General features: G+C 71.6%; 25 protein-coding genes. 10 read left to right on the top strand and 15 right to left on the bottom strand.

Annotated features, from left to right (window positions below):
• Positions 1 to 42: 42 nt before the first annotated feature.
• Entirely contained in the window at positions 43 to 609 is a 567-nt protein-coding gene (locus DVK44_RS31390) for a GNAT family N-acetyltransferase (RefSeq protein WP_114664007.1), read from the bottom strand.
• 67 nt (positions 610 to 676) lie between these two features.
• Between DVK44_RS31390 and DVK44_RS31385 the strand changes: the two genes are divergently transcribed.
• From DVK44_RS31385 to DVK44_RS31375, 3 genes are all read left to right on the top strand, one after another.
• Entirely contained in the window at positions 677 to 1,291 is a 615-nt protein-coding gene (locus tag DVK44_RS31385; protein ID WP_114664006.1) for a TetR/AcrR family transcriptional regulator, read from the top strand.
• A gap of 122 nt (positions 1,292 to 1,413) precedes the next feature.
• Positions 1,414 to 1,953, top strand: a complete 540-nt coding sequence (locus tag DVK44_RS31380; RefSeq protein WP_114664005.1) for a methylated-DNA--[protein]-cysteine S-methyltransferase — start codon at positions 1,414 to 1,416, stop codon at positions 1,951 to 1,953.
• On the top strand, positions 1,950 to 2,621 hold the full coding sequence (locus tag DVK44_RS31375) for an alpha-ketoglutarate-dependent dioxygenase AlkB family protein (protein WP_114664004.1): 672 nt from the start codon (positions 1,950 to 1,952) through the stop codon (positions 2,619 to 2,621). Before DVK44_RS31380 ends, DVK44_RS31375 begins: the two co-directional genes overlap by 4 nt.
• Positions 2,622 to 2,640: 19 nt before the next feature.
• On the opposite strand, the gene DVK44_RS31370 is transcribed toward DVK44_RS31375, so the two are convergent.
• The gene (locus tag DVK44_RS31370) at positions 2,641 to 3,282 is read right to left on the bottom strand and encodes an acyl-CoA-like ligand-binding transcription factor (protein WP_162794140.1); all 642 of its coding nucleotides are present in this window, start codon (positions 3,280 to 3,282) and stop codon (positions 2,641 to 2,643) included.
• Positions 3,283 to 3,439: 157 nt separating this feature from the next.
• Here DVK44_RS31370 and DVK44_RS31365 point away from each other — a divergent pair, with 157 nt between their 5' ends.
• Entirely contained in the window at positions 3,440 to 4,375 is a 936-nt protein-coding gene (locus tag DVK44_RS31365; RefSeq protein WP_114664002.1) for a zinc-binding dehydrogenase, read from the top strand.
• A gap of 85 nt (positions 4,376 to 4,460) precedes the next feature.
• Here DVK44_RS31365 and DVK44_RS31360 read toward each other — a convergent pair whose 3' ends face one another.
• The 3 genes from DVK44_RS31360 to DVK44_RS31350 form a co-directional block, all read right to left on the bottom strand.
• Positions 4,461 to 5,240, bottom strand: a complete 780-nt coding sequence (locus DVK44_RS31360) for a GIDE domain-containing protein (RefSeq protein WP_114664001.1) — start codon at positions 5,238 to 5,240, stop codon at positions 4,461 to 4,463.
• A 76-nt stretch (positions 5,241 to 5,316) separates the two neighbouring features.
• Positions 5,317 to 7,194: a hypothetical protein gene (locus DVK44_RS31355; protein WP_114664000.1), complete on the bottom strand. Its 1,878-nt coding sequence runs from the start codon at positions 7,192 to 7,194 to the stop codon at positions 5,317 to 5,319.
• A 49-nt stretch (positions 7,195 to 7,243) separates the two neighbouring features.
• Positions 7,244 to 8,353: a LacI family DNA-binding transcriptional regulator gene (locus DVK44_RS31350; RefSeq protein WP_228447444.1), complete on the bottom strand. Its 1,110-nt coding sequence runs from the start codon at positions 8,351 to 8,353 to the stop codon at positions 7,244 to 7,246.
• Positions 8,354 to 8,659: 306 nt separating this feature from the next.
• Between DVK44_RS31350 and DVK44_RS31345 the strand changes: the two genes are divergently transcribed.
• Positions 8,660 to 10,369 carry a glycoside hydrolase family 13 protein gene (locus DVK44_RS31345; protein WP_114663999.1) on the top strand — a complete coding sequence of 570 codons (1,710 nt, stop codon included), beginning with the start codon at positions 8,660 to 8,662 and terminating at the stop codon, positions 10,367 to 10,369.
• A 78-nt stretch (positions 10,370 to 10,447) separates the two neighbouring features.
• Here the strand turns inward: DVK44_RS31345 and DVK44_RS31340 are convergent, their stop codons facing one another.
• The 5 genes from DVK44_RS31340 to DVK44_RS31320 all read right to left on the bottom strand — a co-directional run bounded on the left by DVK44_RS31340 (position 10,448) and on the right by DVK44_RS31320 (position 14,537).
• Positions 10,448 to 11,689, bottom strand: coding sequence for a cytochrome P450 (locus DVK44_RS31340; protein WP_162794138.1), 1,242 nt, complete (start codon positions 11,687 to 11,689; stop codon positions 10,448 to 10,450).
• Between the two features lie 96 nt (positions 11,690 to 11,785).
• Complete coding sequence (locus DVK44_RS31335; RefSeq protein WP_114665558.1) at positions 11,786 to 11,980, bottom strand: ferredoxin; 195 nt, start codon at positions 11,978 to 11,980, stop codon at positions 11,786 to 11,788.
• Between the two features lie 57 nt (positions 11,981 to 12,037).
• Positions 12,038 to 13,297: an NAD(P)/FAD-dependent oxidoreductase gene (locus tag DVK44_RS31330; protein ID WP_114663998.1), complete on the bottom strand. Its 1,260-nt coding sequence runs from the start codon at positions 13,295 to 13,297 to the stop codon at positions 12,038 to 12,040.
• A 35-nt stretch (positions 13,298 to 13,332) separates the two neighbouring features.
• Positions 13,333 to 14,073, bottom strand: coding sequence for an SDR family NAD(P)-dependent oxidoreductase (locus tag DVK44_RS31325; RefSeq protein ID WP_114663997.1), 741 nt, complete (start codon positions 14,071 to 14,073; stop codon positions 13,333 to 13,335).
• Positions 14,074 to 14,108: 35 nt separating this feature from the next.
• Positions 14,109 to 14,537 (bottom strand): carboxymuconolactone decarboxylase family protein, encoded by a 429-nt coding sequence (locus DVK44_RS31320; RefSeq protein WP_228447443.1) that lies wholly within the window; start codon positions 14,535 to 14,537, stop codon positions 14,109 to 14,111.
• Positions 14,538 to 14,726: 189 nt separating this feature from the next.
• Here DVK44_RS31320 and DVK44_RS31315 point away from each other — a divergent pair, with 189 nt between their 5' ends.
• Positions 14,727 to 16,391: a flavin-containing monooxygenase gene (locus DVK44_RS31315; protein WP_114663996.1), complete on the top strand. Its 1,665-nt coding sequence runs from the start codon at positions 14,727 to 14,729 to the stop codon at positions 16,389 to 16,391.
• A gap of 61 nt (positions 16,392 to 16,452) precedes the next feature.
• On the opposite strand, the gene DVK44_RS31310 is transcribed toward DVK44_RS31315, so the two are convergent.
• The 5 genes from DVK44_RS31310 to DVK44_RS31290 form a co-directional block, all read right to left on the bottom strand.
• On the bottom strand, positions 16,453 to 17,142 hold the full coding sequence (locus tag DVK44_RS31310) for a TetR/AcrR family transcriptional regulator (protein ID WP_114663995.1): 690 nt from the start codon (positions 17,140 to 17,142) through the stop codon (positions 16,453 to 16,455).
• Between the two features lie 43 nt (positions 17,143 to 17,185).
• Positions 17,186 to 19,183, bottom strand: a complete 1,998-nt coding sequence (locus DVK44_RS31305) for an alpha-ketoacid dehydrogenase subunit alpha/beta (protein WP_228447442.1) — start codon at positions 19,181 to 19,183, stop codon at positions 17,186 to 17,188.
• Positions 19,184 to 19,275: 92 nt separating this feature from the next.
• Positions 19,276 to 20,430 (bottom strand): acyl-CoA dehydrogenase family protein, encoded by a 1,155-nt coding sequence (locus DVK44_RS31300; RefSeq protein WP_114663994.1) that lies wholly within the window; start codon positions 20,428 to 20,430, stop codon positions 19,276 to 19,278.
• Between the two features lies 1 nt (position 20,431).
• A complete protein-coding gene (locus DVK44_RS31295; protein ID WP_114663993.1) occupies positions 20,432 to 21,490 on the bottom strand; it encodes an alcohol dehydrogenase catalytic domain-containing protein in 1,059 nt (352 codons plus the stop codon).
• Between the two features lie 13 nt (positions 21,491 to 21,503).
• Positions 21,504 to 22,349, bottom strand: coding sequence for an enoyl-CoA hydratase/isomerase family protein (locus DVK44_RS31290; protein WP_114663992.1), 846 nt, complete (start codon positions 22,347 to 22,349; stop codon positions 21,504 to 21,506).
• Between the two features lie 167 nt (positions 22,350 to 22,516).
• Here DVK44_RS31290 and DVK44_RS31285 point away from each other — a divergent pair, with 167 nt between their 5' ends.
• From DVK44_RS31285 to DVK44_RS31270, 4 genes are all read left to right on the top strand, one after another.
• A complete protein-coding gene (locus tag DVK44_RS31285; RefSeq protein WP_114665555.1) occupies positions 22,517 to 24,097 on the top strand; it encodes an acyl-CoA synthetase in 1,581 nt (526 codons plus the stop codon).
• Positions 24,094 to 24,900 (top strand): SDR family NAD(P)-dependent oxidoreductase, encoded by an 807-nt coding sequence (locus DVK44_RS31280; RefSeq protein ID WP_114663991.1) that lies wholly within the window; start codon positions 24,094 to 24,096, stop codon positions 24,898 to 24,900. The genes DVK44_RS31285 and DVK44_RS31280 overlap by 4 nt, the downstream gene beginning before the upstream one ends.
• Before the next feature lie 143 nt (positions 24,901 to 25,043).
• A complete protein-coding gene (locus DVK44_RS31275; protein ID WP_114665554.1) occupies positions 25,044 to 25,514 on the top strand; it encodes a MarR family winged helix-turn-helix transcriptional regulator in 471 nt (156 codons plus the stop codon).
• A gap of 239 nt (positions 25,515 to 25,753) precedes the next feature.
• Positions 25,754 to 26,314 carry an ATP-binding protein gene (locus DVK44_RS31270; protein WP_114663990.1) on the top strand — a complete coding sequence of 187 codons (561 nt, stop codon included), beginning with the start codon at positions 25,754 to 25,756 and terminating at the stop codon, positions 26,312 to 26,314.
• Positions 26,315 to 26,330: the final 16 nt, after the last annotated feature.

Raw genomic sequence — 26,330 nt, 5'->3', positions numbered from 1 at the left:
AGAGCAGCGCCGGTCAGCCGCGCGCGGCGGGCCCGGGCGCCGTCAACCACGCACCGCGGGCCCGGGCGCCGTCGGCCACTCGTCGCGGAGCACGGACCAGATCTCCTTGTCGTGCCGGACGCCCCGGTACGGGTAGCGCTGCCGCAGCACCCCGTCGAGGGTCATCCCGAGCCGGCGCGCGGCCTCCGAGCTGCGGGTGTTGCCGACCGCGGCCCACCACTCGACCCGGCTCATCCCGCGCTCCAGGAACGCCCAGTCGATCAGCGCCCGGGACGCGGCGGTGACCAGGCCCCGGCCCTGCCCGGCGGCCTCCAGCCAGCAGCCGACCTCGCACACCCCGGCGGCGGCCTCGAACGAGGTGAACATGACGCCGCCGACCAGGGTGGACTCCAGCCAGATGCCGTAGATCCGGGCGGTGTCCCTGGCCTGGTTGTCGGCGTAGCGCTGGAGGACCGCCGTGGCCGAGGCCAGGTCGGTGCTGAGTGTCGCCCAGGGTATCCAGGGGTCCACGTTGGGGCGGGCGCGGTCGATGTGGGCGAGGAACTCCGGCGCCTGCCAGGGTTCGAGGGGGCGGAGCTGGGCGTTGTCGCCCAGGGGCAGCGCGAACACGACGGTCTCTCTTCGACGTAGGGCGTGGGACGGTACGTAACGAGTGTTCGGTATGTAAGATAACAGCATGCCACCAGCTCCTGGAGACCGCGCCGCCCGCCGCGAGGACGTGTCCGAGGCGGTGTGGCGGACACTCGCCGCCAAGGGCTTCGGCGGGCTCACCCTGCGTGCCGTCGCCACCGAGATGGGTGTCTCGACCGGGATGCTCATGCACTACTTCCCGACCAAACGGGCGCTGGTCGCACACGCGTTGGACGTTCTGGAGAAGCGCACCGCCAACCGCCCGCGGCGCGGCAGACCGGCCGAGGGACTGCCCGCGCTCAGGGCGGTGCTGCTGGACATCCTGCCGCTCACGCCCGACGACACCGCGCGCAACCGCGTCTGGGTCAGCTCCTGGGACCTCGCGCTCGCCGACGAGGGACTCGGCGCCGACCAGGCGGGCCGCTACACACGGATGCGGGCCCTGCTCCGCCCGCACCTCGAAGCCGCCCGCCACCTGGGCCAGCTCCCGGCGGCCGTCGACCCGGAGCGGCTCGCCGCCACGGCGGTCGCCTTCGTCCACGGGCTGGTCGTCCAGGCGCTCTTCGACCCGGAGCGCTTCCCCGAGGACGTCCAGACGTCCATGGTCGACGGCTTCCTGCGCGGCCTGACGGCCGACGTACCCCCGTCGTCGCCCCACTGAGCGCGGGCCGAGGGGGCACAGCGGAACGTGATGTCGTTTTTCCGCCAGTACGGCCGCCGCTCCCGGCACACACTGGGAGCGTGACAACAGGCGGCTCCGGGCGCCGGAAGGGAACGAGACCGATGACGGTCCACACAACGGTCCACACGACGATCGACAGCCCGTTGGGCGAACTGCTGCTGGCGGGGCGGGAGTCGGCCACCGCGAAGGGCGGCACGGCGCTCACCTCGCTCTCCGTACCCGGTCAGAAGCGCGGCGCCACCGTGCGCGAGGACTGGACCGAGGACGCCGGGGCGTTCGCGGAGATCGCCGCCCAGCTGCGCGCGTACTTCGACGGCCGGCTGACCGGCTTCGACATCGAGTACACGGACGGCGGCAGCGACTTCCAGCGGCGGGTGTGGGGCGCCCTGGACGGCATCCCGTACGGGACGACCCTCAGCTACGGCGCCATCGCGGCCCGGATCGGCGCGCCGAGGGCCGCGGTCCGCGCCGTCGGTACGGCGATCGGCGCGAACCCGCTGCTGGTCGTGCGCCCCTGCCACCGGGTGATCGGCGCCGACGGCGCGCTCACCGGTTACGCGGGCGGCCTGGAGCGCAAGCGGCACCTCCTCGATCTGGAGAGCGCCCACCGGACCGGCCCCGCCGCCGAAGCGCCCGCGTGAACGCCCTGATCCCCCGCCCCACCAGGGAGATCGCGCCGGGCGCCGTCCATGTGCCGGACTGGCTCACCCCGGAGGAGCAGCGCGCGCTCGTCACGGCGTGCCGCGCCTGGGCGAGCGGCCCGGTGCCGATCCGGCACACCACGCTGCCGCGCGGTGGTGTGATGTCCGTGCGTACGGTGTGCGTCGGCTGGCACTGGAGCCCGTACACGTACACCCGTGTCGCGGGCGATGTGAACGGGCGGCGGGTCGCCGCCTTCCCCGACTGGATGGTCCGGCTGGGCCGCCGCGCGCTGCTGGCGGCGTACGGCGACGAGAGCGCCGCCGCCGCGTACACCCCGGACACGGCGCTGATCAATTTCTACGACGGGCAGGCCAGGATGGGCATGCACCAGGACAAGGACGAGCGGTCCGCCGCCCCGGTCGTCTCCCTGTCCATCGGCGACTCCTGTGTCTTCCGCGTCGGCAACACCGAGACCCGGACCAGGCCCTACACCGATATCGAGCTGGCCTCCGGCGATCTGTTCGTCTTCGGCGGCCCCTCGCGCTACATCCACCACGGCGTGCCCAGGGTCCACGAGGGCACCGGGGACCCGGCGGCCACCGGGATGGCCGGGGGACGGCTGAACATCACGATGCGGGTCACGGGACTGACGGACACGGAGAGCTGAACGCGTCAACCGCCCGGTCTCACCCCTCGCGGCCGGTGCCGGCGAGCCATGCCTCCAGCGCGTCGCAGAGCGGGGCGAGCGCGCGGTCCAGCTCCGGCAGCAGGGCGGCGGACGGCCGCGGTTCGGGGAGCCAGCTCCGCAGTACGGCGAGGAACGCGGCCTGTACGGCGGCGCCGATGCTCTGGGCGACCACACCGTCCTCGGGCACACCGTGCCGCCGGGAGACGAACGCGGCCACCACGGCCGCCCAGCGGAGCCAGTGCGCCGACCCCTCGGACCGCAGCTCGGGGGAGGTGTCGAGGAGCGCGAAGCGTTCCATCCACTGGTCCGAGTCCTCGATGGACAGGGCGAGGTTCTCGACCACACACTCCCGTACGACGCGCATCGTGGGCCGCCCGTCGTCCACTGCGCTGTCGTCGAGAAGCCGGGCCAGGCGCCGTGTGTGGTGGTCGAACGCGCCCCAGACGATCTCCGGCTTCGTCCCCCAGTAGCGGAACACACTCGTCCGGCTCACCCCGGCGGCCGAGGCGATCATCGGGATCGTGGTGGCCGCGTAACCGTGCTCGCGGAAGAGCCGGATCGCGACGCCCTCGATGTGCTCGCGGGACGACGCGGCCGGCCGGCCGGGAGAGCGGCGTCGCGGCGTCGCGGTCGGGTCCATCTGCTCCTCGCCCCCCACTCCCGTCCCCGGACAGGGGGGAGTACGTTGTGGTACTGAGTACCATAATAGAAGACGCCGTCGGGCGCGGTGTGACCGCCCAGGTCCCGTGCCGAGCGGCGACGTCCAAGGGGAAACCCACGAGGAAGAGGAAACAACCATGAGGGCATGGCAGTTCACCGGTGTGAACGAACCTCTGCGGCTTGTCGAGCTGCCCGAACCGACTCCGGCCGCGCACGAGATCGTGCTCGCCGTGAAGGCGGCCGGCCTCTGCCACAGCGATGTCAGCTTCATCGACGGCACCATCACCCCACTGCTCGGGCGCGTCCCGATCGTGCTCGGCCACGAGACCGCCGGTGTCGTCACGGCGGTCGGCGGGGACGTCACCGACTTCGCCGTCGGCGACCGCGTGGGCATCCCGGCCACCACGGAGGGCCCCGGCACCGCCGTGGACGGCGGGTTCGCGGAGTATGTCGCGGTCGAGGCGCGCCTCGCCGTCCATGTCCCCGACGACGTCGACTTCGAACAGGCCGCGCCCGCCATGGACGCGGCGCGCACCGCCTACCGCGCCGTCGAGACGTTCGGGCAGGTGACGGCCGGGATGAACGTCGGCATCATCGGCTTCGGCGGTCTCGGCTCCCTGGGCGCGCAGATCGCGAAGGCCGTCGGAGCGACCGTGTACGTGGCCGAGGTGAACGAGTCCGCCTGGGAGCGCGTACGGGAACTCGGCGTCGCCGGTGTGTCCGCCGACATCCGTGACTTCGAGGACGCCGGGCTCGATGTCATCATCGACTTCGCGGGCTTCGGCACGACCACCGTCTCCGCCGTCGACGCCGTCAAGCACGGCGGCCGGATCGTACAGATCGGGCTGGCCCGCGAGTCGGCGACGCTCTCCATGCAGAAGATCACGATGAAGGAGATCACCCTCGTCGGAGCGTCCAACGGCGAGAAGTCCGAGGCGGAGGCCGTTCTCGCGCTCATCGCCTCCGGCGGGCTGCGCTCCCACACCGTCCCGATCACGTTCGACGAGATCCCGCAGTACGTCGACAAGCTCACGACCGGTGATGTCTCCGGCCGCGCCGTCGCCCTGCTGTAGCCGCGGCTTTCACGGATACGGGGGCGGTCCGGCTTCGGTTCCGGCTCCGGTTCCGTCAAAGAACCACCGTCAAAGAACCGCGCCGTCAGAGCACCGCCGCCAGGATCAGCAGCACCACAGCCGCCGTCCCCGTCACACCCGCCCCGATGCCCCAGCCCAGGACATGGTTGTTCTCGCGGCGGACCAACTGGCCCTCCGTCTTCGTGGAGAGGATGAAGACACCGCCTTCCGCCGGGGCGCCGAGCACCAGCCGGCCCGTTTCGTCGCCGGCCTCACCGTGGACGAAGACCCGGGCACCGGGGCGCAGGATCCACTCCTCGCGGCCGAAGCCGATGGTGTCGCTCCGGGGGCCGAGACGCAGTTCGAGGGCTCCGAAGCTGATCTTTCCGCCGCTTCCGCGCTCGTGCGCCTCGAAGGTGTCCTGGACCTTCTCGGCACCGTCGACCTTCTGCTTCCCCGGGTCGACGAGCACCTTGCCGGTGGCGTCCTCGACATAGAAGGGGGTGGTGGTGGCGTGGTCGGCGACCACCTCGGTCCTGGTCCTGCGGCGGCGGTTGCCTTCGCTGTCGCGGTAGGTCTCCTCGTAACGGCGGGTGACCTTGTGGTGGTGCCAGACACACTCCAGCCGCGACAGCTCGGAGCTGAGCGGGCCGTCCTCGTTCGGGCGGGCGGCGCCGACGACTTCGCAGGGCTGGCGGAAGAATCCGGCCCCCGCCGCACCCGCCGCCGCTCCGTGGAGCGCTTCGAGGTCCCCCACGGGTAGCGTCTCGACGCTCTCCAGCGCCTTTACACGGCCGTTCGACCGACGCGCCAGAGCGCCGCAGACGACCGCCGCCACCACTGTTATCAGCCCTATCCAGAGCACGGAACCCCCGAGTTGTCTTGTTGTCCTGTTGCCTTGATTCAGCCCCGCCGTCAACCGTCGGAACCCTACTCCCCGTTCAGAACAGCAGCAGGACCGCGACCGCCCACAGCACCGCCACCACCACGATGACCGGTCCGACCGGCATCCCCTGTTCGCCCGGCCCCGCGTCCCGGCCCGGCCGCAGCTCCGGCCGGCCGCGCAGGACGTTCAGCTCCTCCTCGGCCCGGAGCGCGGCGGGACGGCGGCCGGGGAGAGTGTGCTCGGAGCCGCCGACGACCTTGATCCGAATGCCTTCCGCCTCCGCCCGGACGCGGTGCAGACGGTCCCAGGGGATCCGGCGCGTACGCCAGGCACCCGTGACCCAGACGCCCTGCTGATCGGCGGTGATACGCCAGTTGAGGGCGAGCGACGCGTCTCGCAGTGTGAAGGGCAGAGCGATGATCAGGAGCACCGAGGGCCAGGAGAAGCCGTCACGCAGCAGAATCCAGATGCCTCCGGCCTGGGCCAGCAGCAGGAAGCCACCGACCAGCCGGGAACGGGTGTCCGCGGCGTACGAGACCGGATCCGGCCCGGTCACCATGCCGGCCACGATCTCCTCCTCCGTACGGCGGGGGTAGCGGTTGCGACGCGCCCGGCGGGCATCGCCGCGCCCGCGTGGTCCGCCGGGGAGGTGTGCGCGCAGCGCGTCCTGGAGCTTCGGCACCGCCGGGCGTACCGGGGTCGCCCCTGTCTCCACCAGGGCGATGCCCGGCGCCGCGGCCGTCACCAGGACGAGTTCACCATCCGCGTGCGGGGATCCGTAGAGGACCGCCTCGCGCGGCGCCGTCAGCGCGAGGCGCTCCCAGGCTTCCTCGTCCCTCTCGTCCTCGGCGGCGTCCTCGTACTTCTCGTCCTCGGGTTCCTCCTCACCGTCCTCCGCGGCCGGCACGGTGAACAGGCTCAGCACAGGTCTCTCCCCCGCCGGATCGTCCGCCGCGTACACCCGCGTCCGGAAGTCCTTACGGTCCCTGCGCACGAGCACCTTCAGTACCGGCTGCGGCTCGGTGTGCAGCCGGGTCGAACTCGCGCGGCCCGTCACGCCGTTGGCCAGGAACACCGCGGCGGCCGCGAGCGCCGCCATCACCAGCACCTGCCATCCCTCGACGTCGTAGGGCTCCGCGACCAGGCGGACGTAGTCCCCGTCCACCACCAGATCGACGGCCGAGCCCACCGGGAAGTCCTCCGGATACCACGACTCGACCCGGTGGACCACGCCCTCCTCGGACTTCACCGTCAGCTCCGCCGCGTCGTCGTCCTCGCCGCCGGTGATCCGGACGACCGTCGCGGCGATCTGCCGGCCGTTCGCCGCGTGGTTCTCGTACGTGGAGATCTCGTCCGACGCCATCCAGTAGCCGAACGCCGCCACGGCCAGCAGCACACCGGTGGCGACGAAGGAGGGACGCTCACGCCACCGTGTCGCCTCCGGTACGGGGAACCGGGCCTCGCCCGCCGCCTCCCGCGCACACCGCCGCTGCCGCGCGGCCACCGACAGCCGGTGGAGCGCGGTCGCCGCCGCGTACCCGATCGCCGCGAACCACGGATACGCCGACGGCCTGGTGAGCACTCCGTCCGACTCGGCGTCGGTCAGTGTGATCACTACGAGCACCGCCAGGCACGGCAGGGCGAGCCTCGGCAGGCGCCACAGGCAGTACGGCGTCACCAGCAGCACCACCCAGGGCGCGAGGCCCCACCAGTCGGCGTCGCAGGGGCTGCTGGTGGTGCACACGTCCTCGGGGGACGAGGGCGAGAACGCCACGAGCAAGACAAAACCCACCACCATGGCGGCGATCGGCAGCACGGGGTGTGACCAGCGCGGCTCGGCGAGGGCGCGCCAGCGCTCGGCGTCCGCGGAGCGCCAGTCCCGGGCGCCGGGGGGTATCGCCTCGCCGGGGAGGGGTACGGGGAGAAGACTCACCGGCGCATTATCGACGTGGCGGGCCGCCCGCGCGAAACGGATTCCCCGGCTACGGCGCTTCCGGACACGTCTGCGCCGACGGGCGGTACGGGGCCGTGCTCCCGCGCGCCACCACCGAGGTCGGGAACTCCACATGCCGGGTGCGCTCGTCACCGGTGGCCGACTCGATGATCGCGCACGCCAGCCGCGCCGCCGCGCCGCCGATCTCTCGGGCGGGCTGTGCCACGGTCGACAGGTCCAGCCACTCCGCGAGCTGGTGGTCGTCGAAGCCCATCACCGACATGTCGCCCGGCACATCGAGGTGGGCGGCGCGCAGCGCGCTGATCAGCTGCACGGCCACCTCGTCGGAGTCCGCGAAGATCGCCGTGGGCGGCTCGGGGAGGCTCATGAACGCGCCGATCGTACCGCTCAGTTCACGGCGTACGTGCTGTGCCGGGCGGCGGACGAGAGCGTCGTCGTACGGGATGCCCGCCGCCTCCAGGGCCTGGCGGTAACCCGTGAGCCGGGCCCGGGAACTCCACGAGAAGCCGGTGTCGTCCCGGGGCTGCACGAAGGCGATACGGCGATGGCCGAGGTTGACCAGATGCCGGACGCCCTGCCGGGCACCGGCGGCGTCGTCCACGTACACACTGGGGCGGTCGGGCGCGTACTGGCTGACCAGGACGACGGGCATGCCCAGCGCGTCGAGTCCGGCGTGCTCCTCGGGGGTGAGGTCGAAGCTGGTGACGAGCAGCGCGTCGGCGTTGCGCCGGGCGGGCAGCCGGTCGAAGAAGGCGCGGCGCTCCGCCAGGTCCGTCACGCTGTAGACGAGCAGGTCGTAGCCCGTCTCGCGGAGGACGGTGTGGACGCCCGCCAGGACCGCGCCGAGGAACCAGGATTCGAGCCGGGGGCCCAGCACGGCGATCCGTCCGGTGCGGCCGGTGACCAGGCTGGAGGCGCTCCGCGAGATCGCGAACGACAGCTCGTGGGCGGCTCGTTCGACCCGGTCGCGAGTGTCGGCGGAGACGGAGGGCAGACCGCGCAGGGTGCGGGACACCGTGGAGACGGAGACACCGGCGCGCTCGGCCACATCGGCCATGGTGGCCGCCGCGGCGGCCTCGGCCCCGGCGGGGGATCCGGCCGGCCCGGCCTCGGGTACGGGGGGCGGCGATACGGACATGAGCCGGACCGTAGCACGCGGCCGGCCGCCCGCCCCAGCCGCGCACCCCAGTCGCGCATCCCGAGGATCTCCGGCATCGCTGTCATTGCCCAGCGCGATCATTACATCCACGCAGGGTGATCAATGAGCGCTCGAACAGGGATCTTTCGGAAATGATTCGGTCACCCGTCGTTGACATGCCTCCCGTGCCGGATCTAGCGTGCAAACGCTGTCATTCGAGCAAGAAGCTGTTTGCCGTCCTGTTTGCCGGTGTGCTGCCCGCGAGGAAAACGGGTGCTGGACGCCGCCCGTCCGCGAAGGAATCCCGTGTCCGATCAGCAATCCCCTGCCACTGCCGCTCTCGCCCCCGTCGACCGCGACTGGTGGCGCCAGGCCGCGGTCTACCAGATCTACCCGCGCAGCTTCGCCGACTCCGACGGCGACGGCCTCGGTGACCTGCCGGGCATCACCTCCCGGCTGCCGTATCTGACGAAGCTCGGCATCGACGCGATCTGGCTGAGCCCCTTCTACCCCTCCGCGCTGGCCGACGGCGGCTACGACGTGGCCGACTACCGCGATGTGGACCCCCGGCTCGGCACCCTGGACGACTTCGACGCGCTGGTGACCGCGGCCCACGAGCGGTCCATCCGCGTCATGGTCGACATCGTGCCCAACCACACCTCCAACGACCATGTGTGGTTCCGGGCGGCGCTGGCGGCGGCCCCCGGCAGCCCGGAGCGCGACCGCTATGTCTTCCGTCAGGGCAAGGGCGACAGCGGCGAACTCCCGCCCACCGACTGGGTGTCGTGCTTCGGCGGACCGGCCTGGACCCGGCTGCCGGACGGCTGGTGGTACCTCCATCTCTTCGCGCCCGAGCAGCCCGATCTCAACTGGGAGAACCCGGAGGTGCGCGCGGACTTCCTCACCACACTGCGCTTCTGGTCCGACCGCGGTGTGGACGGCTTCCGCGTCGATGTCGCCCACGGACTGGCCAAGGACCTGGCGGAGCCGCTGCGCGACATCGGGCCCGTACGGAGCTACGAGCCGGAGGACCTCCCCGAGGACGGCAGCCACCCGCTGTGGGACCGCGACGAGGTGCACACCATCTTCAAGGAGTGGCGCCAGGTCTTCGACACCTACGACCCGCCGCGCGTCGCGGTCGCCGAGGCGTGGGTACGGGACTCCCGGCGCGCCCCGTACGCCAGCGCCGAGGAGCTGGGGCAGGCGTTCAACTTCGACTTCCTGAACACCACGCCCGACGCCTCCGCGCTGTACGCGGTGATCGACAAGGAGCTGGCGGCGGCGCGGGCGGCGGGCGCGTCCGCGACCTGGGTGCTCTCCAACCACGATGTGATCCGGCACCGTACGCGCTACGCGCTGCCGGACTCCCTGGACGGCGCCGCCCGGACCGCCTGGCTGCTCGGTGACGGCCGCAACCCGCTCCCCGATCTTGAGCTGGGGCTGCGCCGGGCCCGTGCCGCGACGCTGCTGATGCTGGCCCTGCCCGGCTCCTCGTATCTCTTCCAGGGCGAGGAACTGGGGCTGCCCGAGGTCGCCGACCTGCCCCGCGAGGTGCTCCAGGACCCGACCTGGGAACGCAACAGCCACCAGGACAAGGGGCGCGACGGCTGCCGGGTGCCCCTGCCGTGGACCCGTACGGGCCCCTCGTACGGCTTCGGCCAGGGCGCCGCGCCCTGGCTTCCGCAGCCCGCGGTGTTCGGCGAGCTGGCGGTCGAGGCACAGGACGGGACGCCCGGCTCCACCCTGGAGTTCTACCGCGAGGCGCTGCGGCTGCGCCGTACGCTCCTGCGCGACGAGTCGCTGACCTGGGAGGGTACGGACGGGACACGGTCCGACGGCGTCCTCGGCTTCCGGCGCGCCGGTGGCTGGCGCGTTGTGGCCAACCTCTCGGCGCGCCCGGCCGAACTGCCTTCGGGTTCCGTGCTGTTGGCCAGCGGGCCGCTGGACGAGTCCCCCTCGGGCGCGGCCGGGGTGCTGCCCGCGCACACGACGGTGTGGCTGCGCACCGAGGAGTGACCCGCAGGCGGAAGAGTGCCCCGTCCGGCCCGGCCACGGTGTGCCGGCCGGGCGGGGCCCTTCGCCGCGTACGTACGGTTACCAGGCGACGGGCAGCTCGTAGATGCCGTACGCCTGCGAGTCCTCCTTGAACCTCAGCTCCGCGAGGTCCGTCGCCAGCCTCAGCGTCGGGATCCGGCGGAACAGGGTGCCGAAGACGACCTGGAGTTCGACCCGCGCCAGCTGCTGGCCGACACACTGGTGCGGACCCCAGCCGAACGCCAGATGGTGCGATGCCTTCCGGGTCAGATCGACCTTCTCCGGCTCGGGAAACGCGGCCGGGTCCCAGTTGCCGGCCGGCAGCGACGCGATGACGCCCTCGCCGGCCCGGATCGTCTCCCCGTCGATCTCGATGTCCGCCACCACCGCGCGCCGGGCCAGGAGATGAGGGATCGTCAGATAGCGCAGCAGCTCCTCCACCGCGTTCGCCACGGCCTTCGGATCGCCGCTGTTCTCCCGCAGCAGGGCGAGCTGGGCGGGGTTCTCCAGCAGCAGTGCCGTCCCCAGCGTGATCATGTTCGCGCTGGTGTCATGACCGGCGACCAGCAGGATGTGTCCGAGCGGGGCCGCCTCCTCCATCAGCAGATCCCCGGCCTTCACCCGCTCGCCGAGGTCCGAGAGGACGTCCTCGCCGGGCTGGTCGATCTTGGCCTCGATCAGACCCGCGATGTACTCGCGCAGCACCCGCGTCGTCTCCGCGCCCTGCTCGGCCGTCTTGAACCGCGCGTTGGTGGCGCCCGCGTGTTCCTGGAAGAACGCGTGGTCCTCGTACGGCACCCCGAGCAGTTCACAGATCATCAGCGACGGAAGGGGCAGTGACAGCGCCTCGTTCAGATCCACCGGATTCGGCCCGGCGAGCATCTTGTCGATCAGGTCGTCGGTGATCTCCTGAATCGCCGGGCGCAGCTTCTGCATTCGAGGGCGGGTAAAGGAACTGGTCAGCATCCTGCGCCAGCGGGAGTGCTCGGCACCGTCCGTGTTGTTGATCGACGGCTGCATATGCGCCGAGTGCTCTTTCATGGCTTCCGTGGTGTGCGGATAGCCGGGGGCGCCGATGTTCGCGCTCAGCCGGGGATCGGACAGCAGCTCGCGCTCGGCGGCATGTGTCGTGGCCAGCCAGGGCGTTGTGCCGTCCCAGGTCTCCACCCGTACCACGGATTTCCCCGTGTCGCGCAGCTCCAGCAATTCCGGCGGCGGAGCGAACGGGCACCGCGCCGCACGGGGCGACGGATACTTCGGAAGACCCTCCGACACCTCGGAATCAGCCACCTTCTCGGCCATGGCCTGCACTCCTCTCCTCGATATACACGTCGGCGTGCGATGTCAAGGAACTGTTCCCCGACCTTACGCCGACCGATCGGTACATTCAATGGCGAGCTACTGCTCCACCCGGATCGCCACGGCGGGGCACATCGCCACCGCGTCACGGACGCCCTCCGCCAGGTCGTCCGGCGGGTGCACGGTCAGCAGGACGACGATGCCGTCGTCGTCGCGCTGGTCGAACACGTCCGGAGCGGCGGCCACACACTGTCCGGCGGCACAGCACTTGTCCTCTTCGATGACAACTTTCACGGGGGCCTCCGGCATCCGTTCGGTTCGGTGGGCGTTCAGTGGGCGTTCAGTGGCCGCTCAGTGGGCGAGAGCCGTTACGGGAAAGGCGTCGACGACGTCCTGGCGGCGCAGCCGTGTCTGCTTCGGCATGTTCCAGCCGAGCACTCCGGTGACCGCGCCGGCGTGGGTGAAGCGGGCCACGAAGCGCCGCGCGGCGAGGTCGCCCTCGACCACCTCGATCTCCGCGCCGGCGGGGATCACCCCGTGGATCTGGAGCTTCGCGTCGAACTGGTCGGTCCAGAAGTAGGGCACGGGTACGTACGGACGGTCCTCCCCCAGGATCGTTCCGGCGACGGCGGCGGCCTGCTCGGTGGCGTTCGTCCGGTTCTCCAGCCGGACCGCGCGGCCCAGGTGCTCGTGGTGGAACCGGGCCACGTCACCGACCGCGTAGATGCCGTCGGCCGCCCGGCACCGGGAGTCGCACACCACTCCGTTGTCCAGGCCCAGCCCGCTGTCCGCCAGCCACTCCGTCGCCGGGACCGCGCCGATCGCCACCACGACCACATCGGCGGGCAGCACCTCCCCGCCGGCCAGCCGTACGCCCGTGACCCGGCCGTGCTCACCGGCCGTTCCGGCGACACCGGCCGTTCCGGTGACTCCGGCGACACCGGCGCCGAAGCGCAGCCGTACCCCGTTCTCCCGGTGCAGTCCGGCCAGTGCCGCCGACACCACGGGCCCCACCTGGAGGGCCATGGGCGCGTCGAGCGGTCCGGCGAGGGTCACATCGAGTCCGAGGGTGCGCGCCGTCGCGGCGATCTCCGAGCCGAGGACCCCCTCGCCGACAACGACCAGCCGCGCCGTCGGCACGAGCGCGGCGCGCAGGGCCAGTGCGTCGTCAAGGCTCCGCAGTACGTGCACACCCCACAGTCCGGCGCTGCCGGGCAGTGTGCGCGGCCGTACGCCGGTGGCGATGACGACCGCGTCGGCGGTCAGTTCGCGTCCCGCCCGCGTCCGTACGGTCCGGGTCGCGGTGTCCAGGCCGACTGCCGCGTCCCCGAGGACGAACGCGGCGTCCAGCGCGGTCAGCGCCGCCGCCGTACGCAGCGCGGCCCGCCCCGGCTCCCAGGCCCCGGAGAGCACCTGCTTGGAGAGCGGAGGGCGGTCGTAGGGGGCGTGCGGCTCATCCCCGAGCACGGTGATCGCGCCCTCGTACCCCTTGCGCCGCAGGGCCTCCACCGTGGCGAGCCCGGCCGCGGAGGCACCCACCACCAGCACACGGCCCGGGGCCGTCGCACTCGCCTCCGCCACTCGGTCCGTACCGTCGTTCCCGACGCTCATTCATGACTCCGATCGCCCGTCGAACGGCCGGTGGATCAGCCGAGGTGGCGTCCGCCGTTGACACTGACCGTCTGCCCGGTCACATAGGCGGCCTCCTCCGAGGCCAGATAGGCCACCGCGTGCGCGACGTCCTCGGGCAGACCGGCCCGCTTCATCGGCATCGTCGCGGCTGCCGCCTCCACGTCGACCGGCCCCTGGCGCACCAGCGGGGTGTCGATGAAGCCGGGCGGTACGTGGTTGACGGTGACGCCCGTGGCGACGTACTCGATCGCGAGCGCCCTGGTGAGGCCGATGACACCGCCCTTGGACGCCACGTAGTGCGCCATGGAGGGCGCCCCGGTCTGCGCGGACGAGGAGGAGATGTTGATGATCCGGCCCCAGCCCGCGTCGAGCATGCCGGGCACCAGCTCCTTGGTGACCAGGAACGGTCCCTTGAGGTTGATGCCGATCATGCGGTCCCAGGACTCCTCGGAGATGCTGGTGAATGGCTGATACGCCGTCGTACCCGCGTTGTTGACGAGGATCCCGACGGGGCCGAGTTCCACGCGGGTCCGCTCGGCCGCGGCGGCCACGGCGGACGCCTCGGCGGCGTCCCCCGCCACGGCCAGGGCCGTGCCGCCCGCCTCCCGTATCGCGGCGGCGGTCCGCTCGGCGCCCGCGCCGTCCAGGTCCCACACCGCGACCGCGGCGCCCTTCGCCGCGAGGACGAGGGCGATGGCCTCCCCGATACCCCGGCCACCGCCGGTGACGACGGCGACCCTGCCCTTCAGTGACATAGCGCGCTCCTCGTTGTGCGTAACGGCCGCCCGCGTCAGGCGGACAGGACCTCGCGCACGACGGCACGGGCGGCCGTCGCGCGGGGGAAGCCGGCGTAGCCGCCGGCGTGGTAGAGGACCTCGGCGATCTCGTCCTCGGTCAGCCCGTTCGTCACCGCGATACGGACATGGGTCCTCAGCTCCGCCTCGGCCCCGAGCGCGATCAGAATCGCCAGGGTCACCAGGCTGCGGTCGCGCGGACCGAGCCCTTCCCGGGCCCAGAGCGAGCCCCAGACACTCGTCAGACCGATCTCGACGAGATCCTCCCCGAGACGCCCGTCCCGCAGATCGAGATCGCCCTCCGGAAACACTCCGGGCAGCGCCGCCCGCATGGCCGCGAGCCCCGCACTCCGCAGATCCACCGACGCTTCCACCGACGCTTTCGACGGGTTCTCTGCCGGCCCCTGCGCATCCTCAGCCGTCATGTGCGACTCCTTCGGCACGACATCACGTCAGTCGGTCATTCCCTGGAACCGAAAGTTAGACCCATCGGTCGGTACAATCAATCCCCGTGCACAGACATTGATCGGGCCACCCCTCTCCTCTACGCTCGCATTATTCAATCGACCGGTCGGTCGATTTAACTGATCGGGCCCCTGTCACCTGGAGGGCAGATGAGCGGAACACAACAACAACGGCAGTCGGACCAGCGGCCGGACCGGCAGCCGGATCAGGACGGACCACTCGACATCGTGGTCGTCGGAGCCGGGGTGACGGGCATCTACCAGCTCTACCGGGCCCGCGAGGCCGGGTTCTCGGCGCGGCTGCTGGAGGCGGGGAGCGGTGTCGGCGGTGTCTGGTACTGGAACCGCTACCCCGAGGCCCGCTTCGACTCCGAGAGCTACAGCTACGGCTATCTCTTCTCCAAGGAGCTGTGGGAGGAGTGGGAGTGGAGCGAGCAGTACGCGGGCCAGCCCGAGATCGAGCGCTACTTCAACCACGTGGTCGACCGCTTCGGTCTGCGCGACGACATCACCTTCGACGCGCGGGTGACCTCCGCCGTCTTCGACGAGGAGGCGGGCCTCTGGACCGTCACCGCCGACAACGGCACGACGCTGCGCACCCGTTACCTCGTCGCGGCGACGGGCAACCTCTCCGTGCCGTTCATCCCGGGCATCGAGGGCCGCGACGGCTTCCGGGGCGCACAGCACCACACCAGCCGCTGGCCGAAGACGCCCGTCGACTTCACCGGCAAGCACGTGGCGCTCATCGGCACCGGCTCCAGCGGTGTCCAGATCGTCCCGGCCATCGCCGACGAGGTGGCCTCACTGACCGTCTATCAGATGAAGGCGGACTGGGTCACCCCGCTCAACAACCGGCCCATCACCCCGGACGAACAAGCCTCCCTCAAGGGCGACTTCGAGCGTATCCGCGACACCCTCGCCACCTCTCCCAGCGGCTTCCTGCACACACTCAACCCCGTCAGCGGCAGCGATGTCCCGGCGGAGGAGCGCCAACGGTTCTACGAGAAGGTCTGGAACGGCCCCGGTTTCACCAAACTCACCGAGCACTACCGGGACATGACCACCGATCCCGTCATCAACGCGGAGTGGTGCGACTTCATGGCCGCCAAGATCCGCACCCTCGTCAAGGACCCCGGCACCGCCGAGAAGCTCATCCCCAAGGACGGCGGCTACGGCGCCCGGCGTCCCCCGTTCGGCACCGGCTACTACGAGGCGTACAACAAGCCGGCCGTCCGGCTCGTCTCGCTGCCCGAGGAGCCCATCCTCCGTATCACCGGTGACGCGATCGAGACCGGCGAGGGCCCGTACCCGACCGACATCATCATCTGGGGCACCGGGTACGACTTCGGTACGGGCGCGCTCAACCGCCTCGGCGTCCGGGGCCACGACGGCCGGCCGCTCAAGGAGTACTGGTCCGACGGCCCCCGCACCTACCTCGGTGTCGCGACCGCCGGCTTCCCCAACTTCTTCTTCCCCGGCGGCCCGCACGGCGCCACCGGCAACAACCCCCGCTATGCCGGGGACCAGGCGGACCTCGTCCACGACATCATCGTCCACGCGCGCGAGCACGGGCACACCGTCGTGGCGGTGAAGCCGGCCGCCGAGACCGAGTGGACCGGCCTCATGAACGCGGCCGACTCGTACTCCATGTTCCAGCGCAGCAGTTACTTCTACGGTGGCAACATCCCCGGCAAGGCCGTGAGCCAGCTCCTCAACCCCGCCGGACGCTGGAAGCTCCAGGAGCTGATCGGCGAACTCCGCCACAACGACTACGCGGCCTTCGACTTCAGGAAGCCCCGCGCCCCCGACGCCTGACCGACCGCCGGCGCCCGACCGCCGCCGGGCCGCTCCCCGCCCGGACCGCTCCCCGCCCGGGTCACTCCTCGCCGGTGCGGGGCAGCGGCCCGGGGGTCACCCGCTGGGCGAGATACGCGCGCATCCGGTCCTCGATGTCGTCGAACTGACGGCCGGGACCGGCGAAGCCGCGGAAGAGGGTCGCGCAGTAGGCGCGCGAGAGGTACTCGGCGTCCCACTCACCGTCGGTCCTGACCCACTGGTACGTGTGGTTGTGCAGGTTGAGGAACTGGAGCGTGGCCAGCCGCGGGTCGAGCTTGCGGAACGAACCGTCGTCCATCGCGGCGACCAGCAGCTCCTGGACGATGTTCTCGAACTCGCGGCGCTGGCGCAGCAGTCGGGCGCGGTTGTCCCCGTGCAGATTCCGGTAGTCGTGCTCGTAGACCCAGACATGGTCGAGCCGGGCCAGGATGTTCTCCAGCAGCGTCTGCGACAGCATGCGCAGCCGTAGCACCGGCTCCTCCTCCAGACCGGCGATCCGGTGGACGGAGGCCAGCATCGGGCGCATGACCCGGTCCTGGATCTCGACGAGGAGGTTCTCCTTGGAGCCGATGTAGTAGTACAGGGCGCCCCGGGCCAGCCCGGCCACGTCCCCCACCTCGGCGATGCCGGTGGCGGCGTAGCCCTTCTTCGCGAACAGCGCGGCTGCCTTGTCGATGATCTCCTGACGCTTGATCTCGTAGCCCGGCCCGTGCCCTGGTGGTCTTGGCATGGTCAGTATTTTAGGCCCTCGAAGGCCAGGTCCGGGCCGGGGCTCAGACCGCGGCGATACGGCGTACGGTGGCCGCGATCGTGTCGTGCGAGGGCAGCCAGGCCCGCTCCAGCGAGGGCGCGTACGGGGCGGGCACATGGGGCGGCGCCACCCGGGTGACCGGGGCGTCCAGGTGCCAGAAGCCCTCGTCGACGGCGAGGGCCGACAGTTCCGCGCCGACACCGAAGTCGCGTACGGCCTCGTGGGCGATGACCAGGCGGTTGGTCTTGGCGAGCGAGGCGAGGACGGTCTCGCGGTCGAGCGGCGCCACCGTACGCAGGTCGATGACCTCGACACTGATGCCCTCGGCGGCGAGTGTTTCGGCGGCGGAGAGACAGTCCTGGACCATGCGTGACCAGGAGACCAGGGTGATGTCGGTGCCCTCGCGGACCACCGCGGCCCGGCCCAGCGGAATCAGGTGCCCGGCCGGCGGGCGGGGCCCCTTCAGGCCGTACTGGAGCCGGTTCTCGACGAAGACCACCGGGTTCGGGTCCTGGATGGCGGCCCGGAGCAGACCGTAGGTGTCGGCCGGGGTGGACGGCATGACGACCGTCAGTCCGGGGATGTGCGCGAGGACGGCCTCCAGGCTCTGCGAGTGCTGGCTGCCGGAGGAGCGGCCCGCGCCGAACTGGGTGCGGACGACCAGGGGCAGGGAGGCCCGGCCGCCGGTCATGAAGCGGAGCTTGGCCGCCTGGTTGAGCAGCATGTCCAGACAGACCCCGATGAAGTCCATGTACATGATCTCCACGACGGGTCTCATCCCGGCCATGGCCGCCCCGACCGCCGTGCCGATGACGGCGCTCTCGCTGATCGGCGTGTCGCGGACCCGGCCGGGGAACGCCTGGGCGAGTCCGCGGGTGAGCCCGAAGACGTTGCCGCCCGCGCCGACGTCGATGCCGGCCACGAACACCGTGGGATCCGCGGTGAGTTCGTGCTCCAGGGCGAGCCGTACGGCGTCCATGGAGCGGAAGACCTCGGCGTCGGCCGCGGGCGGGGCCGGCTCGGGCACGGCGGGGCGCGGGGCGCTGACGTGGTCGTACAGGGTGGCGGGGTCCGGCTCGGGCAGGCTCCGCGCCCATGCGACGGCCGCCTCGATCTCCCGGTCGATCTCCTCGTCCACGGCGTCGGCCAGGGCCCCGGCCACCCCGGCCGCCGCGAGATGGCGCCGGGCCACGAGCAGGGGGTCGCGCTCCTTGGCCTCGGCGACCTCGGCCGCGTCGCGGTAGCGCTCGGGGTCCCCCTCGTAGTGGCCGTGCCAGCGGTACGTCTCGGCCTCCACCAGCACCGGGCCGCCGCCCCGGCGCAGCCGCTCCACCACGCCGGACATCAGACCGGCCACCGCGAGGACGTCGTTGCCGTCCACGTGCGCGTAGTCGACGCCGTATCCGGCGGCGCGGGCCGAGAGGGGTGCCCGGTGCTGGTCGGCGGCCGGGGAGAACTCGGAGTAGTGGTTGTTCTCGCAGAGGAAGACGACGGGCAGGTCCCATACGGCGGCGAGGTTGACCGCCTCGTGGAACATGCCCTGCGCGACCGCGCCGTCCCCGAAGAACGCCACCACCACATCGCCCTCGGCGCGCAGCCGGGCCGCCGTCGCCACCCCGTCCGCGATGGGCAGCCCGGCGCCGACGATCCCGTTGGCGCCGTAGATGCCGAGCCCCGGGTCCGCGATGTGCATCGAGCCGCCGCGGCCCCGGCAGGTACCGGCGTCCTTGCCCATCAGCTCGGCCATCATCGACGCGGTGTCCAGCCCCTTGGCCAGGACATGGCCGTGCCCGCGGTGGGTGGAGGTGATGCCGTCGCGCGCGGTCAGATGCCAGCAGGCGCCGACGGCACTGGCCTCCTGGCCGATCGACAGATGCAGGAAGCCGGGTATCTCGGTCGCCCTGTACAGCTCCGACGCCCGCTGCTCGAACCGGCGGATGCGCCGCATGCGCCGGTACATCTCAAGGAGTTGTTCCGTGTGGGGGGAGTCCACGCCGCTCATCTGCGATGCCACCGTCATCTGCGTCCTCGCTACGCTCGCGCATCTTTCATGCACCGACTGAAATGTACCGACTGATCTAATGCAATGGAAAAGGTACGGGAAAAGGAATCTCAGCCCTTGCCGGTCAGGGCCCTGGCGATGACATTGCGCTGGATCTCGTTGGTGCCCTCACCGATCTCCAGGATCTTGGCGTCGGCGTAGAAGCGGGAGATCGGCGACTCCCGGACATAGCCGTACCCGCCGTGGATCTGCACCGCCTGGGAGGCCGCGCGGTTGGCGGCCTCGGAGGCGTACAGCTTGGCCATGGCGGCCTCCGTGGCGTGCGGGCGCCCCTGGTCGGCGAGCCAGGCGGCGCGGTAGACCATCCACCGGGCGGCCTGCAACTCGGTGCCGATGTCGGCGATCTTGTGCGCGACCGCCTGGAACTCCGCCAGCGGACGGCCGAACTGGTGGCGTTCCGTGGCGTGCCGGACCGCCAGCGCCAGCGCCGCCCCGGCCAGCGACAGACCGAGCGCGGCGACGCTGATCCGGCCCTTGTCCAGTACGGACAGGAACTGCCGGAGGCCACCGCCCTCGTCCCCGATCAGATGGTCGTCGGGGATCCGGCAGTCGTCGAAGAACAGCTCACGGGTGTCCATCGCGTGCCAGCCCAGCTTCCGGAACTTGGGGCCGCGGGTGTAGCCGGGGGTGCCGGTCGGGACGTAGAAGGTCGCGAACCGCTTGCGGCCGTCCTCGTTCCGGCCGGTCACGGCGAGCAGGGTGACGCCCTGGCTGATGTCCGTACCGGCGTTGGTGATGAAGGTCTTGGCGCCGTTGATCACCCAGCCGCCGTCCGCCCGGCGGGCCGTGGTGGTGATGCCGCTCGCGTCGGATCCCGCCTCCGGCTCCGTCAGGCCGAAGGCGCCGATGGCCTCGCCGCGGGCCAGCGGGGCGAGCCAGCGGTGCTTCTGCTCCTCGGTGCCGTAGGCCAGCAGCGGCAGTGTGGCGATGGTGGAGTGCGCGTTCCAGGAAGAGGCCACCGACTGGTCGGCGGCGCCCAGTTCCTCCATCACGGCGACGTAGGAGACCAGGTCGGATCCCGCGCCGCCGTACTCCTCGGGCACGAGCATGCCCATCAGCCCCAGCTCGCCCAGCTTGGTGAAGATATGCGCCGGGAACTCCTCCTTCTCCGACCACTCGGCCGCGTACGGGGTGATCTCCGCAGCCGCGAAGTCACGGACCATGTCCTGTAGCGCCCGGGTCTCCTCGGGCAGGTCGAAATCCATGTCACAGTCCCTTCGGGGTCAGCAGAACCTTGAGGTGGCGGGCCCGGTCGGCGGCCAGGCCCTCGAAGACCCCGACGCCCCCGTCCAGCGGGAACCGGCCCGTGAGCAGCGCGGAGGCGTCCAGGCGCCCGGCGCTCATCAGACCGATGACGCGCGGGATGTCGAAGCGGTAGCCGAGCGTGCCGAGCACGGAGCGCTCGTAGAAGACGAGCTGGCCCATGTCGATCTCGGCCTTGCCGTGGCCGACACCGGCGAGGACGACCCGGCCGCCCCGCCGTACGGTCGCCACGGCCTGCCCGGCCAGGGCCGCCACGCCCGTGGCGTCGATGACCGCGTCCGGTCCGATACGGCCGGTACGCAGGAACACCTCCCGGCGTACGTCCGCCGTACGCGGGTCGAACGCCTCGGTGACACCGAGCGCGCCGAGCATCTCGCGGCGTCCGGCGAGCGGTTCGCTCACGTACAGCCCGGCCGCCCCGGCGACGCGCGCGGCGAGGACCACGGCGACACCGATCGGTCCACCGCCGACGACCAGGACGTTGTCACCCGGCCGCACACCCGCGCGGGTCACCGCGTGGAGGCCGACGGCCAGCGGTTCCGCGAGGGCGCCCATCTCGTCGCTGACGTTGTCGGGAAGGCGGGTCAGCCCGGCGAGCGGCACGGTGACCCGCTCGGCGAACGCCCCGGGCGACGCCAGTCCGACGGAGCCGCTGCGGGGGCAGATGTGGTACTCGCCGCGGGCGCACCAGTAGCAGACCCCGCACCGCCAGACGGGGTCGGCGGCCACCCGGTCACCGACGGCGATACCGGGCACCTCGCTCCCGAGCGCGAGGACGCTGCCGCTGAACTCGTGCCCCAGGGCGAGCGGCGGCGCGGCGCCGGTGAGCGGATGCGGACCGGTGCGGATCATGTGCGGGCCTTCGAGGTACTCGTGCAGATCGGTGCCGCACACCCCGCACCAGGAGACCTCCACCACGGCCTCGTGCGGCCTCGGCTCCGGCGGGTCGGGCACCTCGTCCAGTCGCAGGTCCCGTGCGCCGTGCCAGCGCAGTGCTTTCATGTCGTACGCCCCCTCATGTCGTACGCCGCCTTGTGTCGTCGCGCTCCTCGTCATGGCCGTCCGGTGCCGCGCCGCCCTCCGGTGCCGTGTCCCCGAACCGGGCCTTTCCCGGGCCGTGTTCGAGGAAGGAGCGCAGTCCGGTGGCGGCGTCCGCCGTCCCGAAGACCCCGGTGAACAGGGACCGTTCCAGCGCCAGACCGGTGGAGAGCGCGGCGTCCCCGCCGTGGTCCACCGCCTCCTTGACCGCCTCCAGGGCCGCCGCCGGCCCCTCGGCGAGCCCGCGCGCGTAGGCCAGCGCGGCTTCGTACACCGCACCGGCCGGGACGACCTCGTCCACCAGCCCGATCCGGAGGGCCTCCGCGGCGGCCACCGTGCGGCCGGTCATCAGCAGGTTCTTCGCCCGCGCCGGGCCGAGCAGCCGCGTCAGGCGCTGGGTGCCGCCGGAGCCGGGGATGATCCCGAGCCGCACCTCCGGCTGGCCGAGTACGGCGTCCTCGGCGGCCACCCGGTGGTCGGCGCAGAGCGCCAGCTCCAGACCGCCGCCGAGCGCGTAGCCGGTCACCGCGGCCACCACGGGCATCGGCAGCCGGGCGACCTCGTCGAAGGTCCGTTGCAGGGCCCGGTTCCAGCCCCGTACCTCCGCCGGCCCCATCGCGGCCAGCGCCTCGATGTCCGCCCCCGCCGCGAACAGCCGCTCGCCGCCGTAGAGCACCACGGCCCGTACGTCCCGCGCGTCCGCCAGCTCGCGCACGGCGGCGGCCAGCTCCTCGCGGAGTACGGAGTCGATCGCGTTCACCGGCGGAGCGGCCAGGCGGAGGGTGACAACCGGTCCGTCTGCCTCGACACGGATACGTGGCACCGCGGCCCTCCTTTTCCCGGAAATCCCGCCCCGCACAACGGTTGTCGCCGGCACCGGGGCGTCGTAAAGTGCGGCTACAGGTTTTATAGACCAATGGGTACACGAAAACTTTGCAGCGGGCAACCGACCGGTCGGAACATTGCTGGTCGCCGAACGAGAGAGTGGCCGTGCACAATTTCGCGAGCATCCTCGACTATCACGCGGCCCAACGGCCCGACGCCGTCGCCGTGGTGCAGGACGATCACCGCCTGACCGTGCGCGAGCTGCACGAACGGGTCAACCGGCTCGCGGCCGGCCTGTCCGCGCTGGGGGTGGGCCGCGGTGACATCGTCGGACTGCTGCTCTACAACCGGCCGGAATTCCTGGAGCTGGTGTACGCCGTCAACCGGGTCGGCGCGGTGTTCCTGCCGCTGAACTACCGGCTGTCCGAGGACGAATGGCAGTACATCCTCGGCCACGCCTCGGCCAAGGTCCTCGTCACGGAGCCGGATTTCGTCGCGGCGGCGGACCGTATCGCCTCCGGACTGCCCGGCCTGGCACACCGGATCCGGGTCGACGGTGAGACGGCGGGGGCGGCTGAGGCGTACGGAACGGCTGGGGCCGACGACTCCGATGCGCTCTGGACCGGTTACGAGGAGCTGCTGGCCCGCCACCCGGGTGCCGAGGTGGAGCCCGTGGACGTCGCGCCGGACGACCTCCAGCGGCTGATGTACACCTCCGGCACCACCTCACGGCCCAAGGGCGTGTGCATCACCTACGGCAATCTCCAGGCCAAGAACCTGGCCCATATCGTCCACTTCGGCCTGACCGCGGCCGACACTACACTCGTCTGCGGACCGCTCTACCACGTCGGCGGTCTGGACATGCCGGCCCTCGGAGTGCTGTACGCGGGCGGCAAGGTCGTCCTCCAGCGCAGGTTCGACGCCGCCGACACACTCCACGCGATCCAGGAGCACCGGGTAACCAACCTCTGGCTCGCGCCCGCCATGGTGAACGCGGTCCTGGAGGTGCCCGGCCGCGCGTCGTACGACACCACATCCGTCCGCTTCGTCCTCGGCGGCGGCGAGAAGACCCCGGAACCGGTGTTGCGGCGCGTCATGTCCGCGTTTCCGCACGCCTGGTTCGCCGATGCCTACGGACTGACCGAGACCGTCTCGGGCGACACCTTCCTCGACCGCGAACACAGCCTGTCGAAGCTCGGCTCGGTCGGCCGGCCCGTACCGCACACCAGGGTCCGGATCGTGGACGACACCGGCCGGGAGGTCCCGGCGGGCGAGCTGGGCGAGATCACCCTGCGCGGCCCGAAGGTCTTCGCCGGTTACTGGCGCGACGAGAAGGCCACGGCCGCCGCGCTCAAGGACGGCTGGTTCCACACCGGCGACATCGGACACACCGACGAGGACGGCTTCCTCTACATCGACGACCGCAAGAAGGACATGATCGTTTCCGGCGGCGAGAACATCGCCACACCCGAGGTCGAACGCGTCCTGTACGAGCATCCCGCCGTGCTGGAAGCCGCCGTGGTCGGCCTCGCCCACCCCCGGTGGGGCGAAGTCCCCCGGGCCTTCGTGGTGTTCCGCCCCGGCGGGAGCGCCGGGGCGGCGGAGCTGCGGGAGTTCTGCCGGGCCCGGCTGGCCAAGTTCAAGGTGCCGAGCCGCTTCGACATCGTGGACGAACTCCCCCGTACCCCCTCCGGGAAGGTCCTCAAGCGGAACCTCCGGGACCTGCCGACGGAGCGCCTCGTATGACCGACACGACGAATGCGACTGGTGCGCCCGGTGGTGCCGGTGGGTCCGGAGTGCCGCGCCTCGACGGCAAGACGGTCTGGGTGACGGGCGCGGGCAAGGGCCTCGGCCGCGCCATGGCCGTCGCCCTGTCCCGGGCCGGGGCCGACCTGGCCGTGACGGCGCGTACCGCGGACGACCTGGAGCGGCTCGCGTCCGAGCTGGCCGGCCACGGCGGCAAGGTGCTGGTGCTGCCCGCCTCGGTCGCCGACCCGGCCGCGGTGGGGGCGGCGGTCGGCCGGATCACGGAGTGGACGGGCCGGCTCGACGCCGTCGTCAACTGCGCCGGTGTCAGCCCCCACTTCACCCGGAGCGAGCAGGTCACCGACGAGGCGTGGCGGCAGGTCCTCGACGTCAACCTCCAGGGCACCTTCTCCTGCTGCCGGGAGGCCGGGAAGGTGATGCTGGCGCAGGGGTACGGCTCGATCGTCAACGTCTCCTCGGTGCACGCGAGCACCGGCTTCGAGCGGATCGCGGCCTACGCGGCCAGCAAGGGCGGTGTCGAAGCGCTCACCAGGTCCCTCGCGGTCGAGTGGGCGCCCCGGGGGGTCCGGGTCAACGCGCTCGCGCCCGGCTACTTCCGTACGGACCTCAGCTCGGGGCTCCTCGACAGCCAGTGGGGCGAGCGGATCGTCCGGGCCATTCCCCTGGGCCGGGTGGGCGAGGCCGACGAGCTGGGCGGCGCGGCGGTGTTCCTCGCCTCGGACGCCTCCCGCTTCGTCACGGGCACCACGCTCACGGTGGACGGGGGCTGGACCGCCCGGTGACACACCGACAGGGCTGTGCATCGTGCATATAACGTGCAGCACACACATGACATGCATGGTGCATGAAGCATGGCAGAATGGAGGTCGGCAGCCGGCGCGGGCGGACACGCGCCGCCGGCGCGGACCCGAGGCGGCAGACACCCATGAACCATCTTGCGGACGAGGTCGAGTTCGAGCAGATGCTGCTCCACCGCCACGCGTTGCTCAGCCAGTACGGCGGTCGCCGGAAGGGAAGTGTGCTCGACCGCAGCGCCTACATCCTGCTCAGCCGTCTCTGGGTCCAGGGGCCCATGTCCATCGGTGAGTTGAGCGACGCGTTCGGTCTTGACGCCTCCACACTGAACCGGCAGACCGCCGCCGCCCTCCGCGCCGGTCTGGTGGAACGGATGCCGGACCCGGCCGGCGGCACGGCGCGCAAGTTCGGCATCACCGAGAAGGGCACACGGCTGCTGGCGGTGGAGCGCGAGGGCATCGTGGGCTCGCTGAAGAAGATCATGGCGGGCTGGAGCGACGAGGACATCGCCTCATTCACAGTCTTCCTCCGGCGCTTCAACCACGGCATCGAACGCCTCACCCGCCGGCCCTGGCCCCGTCCCGGCAACCCCGAGGTGTAATCCGCTACACCCCCGGCCGGGTGCCCGCTCTCCTGTGCCGGGGCACGGCCGCGCCTAGCGTGAACGGTATGCCCCAGGTACGAACGACCCCGACACGCCCCGAACCGTCAGCCCCCGACCCGTCAGTCCCCGGACCGCTGCCGGCATCGGTAGAGCCCCGCCCCGCGACGACATCCACACCGTACGCAGCGCCGCGCACCGCGCCGGAAGCGGCGATCCGGCACGCCGCGGACCACTGCGTGGCCGGATCGATGCTGCTGCTCTCGCTTCCGGCCCTCCCGTTCATGCTCGCGTACGACGGGGTACGGCGCGGCCTGGGCCGGCCCGCGGTCGCGCTCCCGTCACTGCTCCGGGCGGTCCGGCCGGCGCCGCTTCCCGCGCCGGCCGCGACCCGTACCCCCACGGCACCCGACGGCCAACTCACCGCCGCCGTACGGGCCCTGGCCGACGCGTGCCCGTTGGAGGTGTCGCTCGACGTGGTCGGTGACATCGACGGCGATGACACGGCCCGGGACGGCGGCGAAGCGGCACACGTCATCCGCACCGCGGTCGAGGAGGCCCTGACCAACGCCGCCCAGCACAGCGGATCCGGCCACGTTTCGGTCTGCATCGAACACACCGGGGGCGGAGGGCTGCGGGCCATGGTGTGGGACGACGGCATCGGCGGCGCCGACCCGGACCGGGGCACCGGGCTACGGCGGATCGGGGTACTGGTCACCGCCCTGGGAGGCGTCATGGCCCTCACCAGCCCACCGGGCGGCCCCACCATGGTCGCCGTGGAACTGCCGCGCGCGTGGTGATCACCGCTGCGGTCCG

It is taken from the genome of Streptomyces paludis (assembly GCF_003344965.1).
Taxonomy (GTDB): Bacteria; Actinomycetota; Actinomycetes; order Streptomycetales; family Streptomycetaceae; genus Streptomyces; species Streptomyces paludis.
This window is presented reverse-complemented; position numbering and strand designations above follow the sequence as displayed.